The following is a 1,250-nucleotide window of genomic DNA, read 5'->3' as shown; positions in this document are numbered from 1 at the left end:
GTCCATATCGACCTCGATCAGCGTCTGTTGCAGTTCGTCCGTTCCTTCGTGACGAACGCGGATCGGCAGCGGTTGCGCGTCGGCATCGTCGCCGTAGGTTTCCYCGAACCGATCTTCCAGACTGTCGATGACATCTTCGAAGATCTCGTACCTCGACATCTCGATGCGATCGCCAACCATGAAGTCGAGGATCTGGTGGATGACCTCTGCGCTCGAACTGCCTTCAGGGATCTGGAACTGGAAGGTGTCTGCACCGCCGTTGCCTTCAAGGATCATCGCGGTGGTACCGATGTTCATCTGATCATTGGCAGCGCTTCCGATCACCTGTTCGAAGCCTGAGATCACATCATTGCCGATCGCAAATCCTGTCGCCGTACCCGTATTCAGATCGACAAGTACGCCTTGTGCCGACTGCGAATAGTCGAGAGTGTCGGATCCACTCTCGCCGCAATAGATATCGTCGCTGCCATCGGCCGCCGCCAATACGATATCGTCGCCCGTGCCTGCCAGCACGCAGTCTTCGCCGGCACCGTCCGATATAACGTCGTTTCCGCCGTTGCCGATCAGGGTTTCGTTGGCACCACTCCCCCTGATTTCGTCATCACCCTCGCCGGACTTGATGACCTCGAAATTGGTAATGCTGTCCGTACCGATTTCCGCGCCGCTGGCATTGGCGGCGACGAGATCGACGACCACGGTCATCAGCGCGGCAGAATAGTCGAGCGTGTCGATTCCCTCGCCGCCATCATATGTATCGGCCGCCTCATCCATGGCAGCTGTGACAGTGTCCTGGCCAGCATCGCCGCTGACCCTATCCGCTCCTGTCCCATCCGCCAGTTGATCATTGCCTTCACCGCCGGACACAATGTCAGCGCCACCCCCGCCATCGATCACATCATCGCCGCCATTGCCATGGATCTCCTCGGCCGCATCGCTGCCTTGAATGTCATCCTGCCCCGCCCCGGCCAGCAGGATCTCGAAGTTCGAGATCGCGTCGTGACCGATCTCGTCACTGGATGCAGTGCCTTCATCGAGATCGATGGTGCTGCCGTGCAGGACTGCGGAATAGTCTAGCGTGTCGATGCCGGTGCCGCCGTCATAAACATCGTCCGCCTGATCAGTATCGGCGGCAATGGTATCCTTGCCATCGCCGCCGTGCACATCGTCCTTGCCACTGCCCCCACTAAGAAAATCATCGCCGAGGCCACCGTCGAGAACATCGGCACCGGCCTGGCCGAAAATGATATCAT

The 1,250-nt window shown here is 58.8% G+C and carries 1 protein-coding gene; it reads right to left on the bottom strand.

Features of this window, described 5'->3' with window-relative positions:
- A partial coding sequence (locus tag ACXJ5O_RS27400) for a calcium-binding protein (RefSeq protein ID WP_457302660.1) occupies window positions 1-1,250 on the bottom strand: 1,250 nt, incomplete at both ends.

This window comes from Phyllobacterium sp. P5_D12, assembly GCF_054049495.1.
The sequence above is the reverse complement of the archived record's forward strand: the minus strand, read 5'-3'. Positions and strand labels throughout refer to the sequence as shown.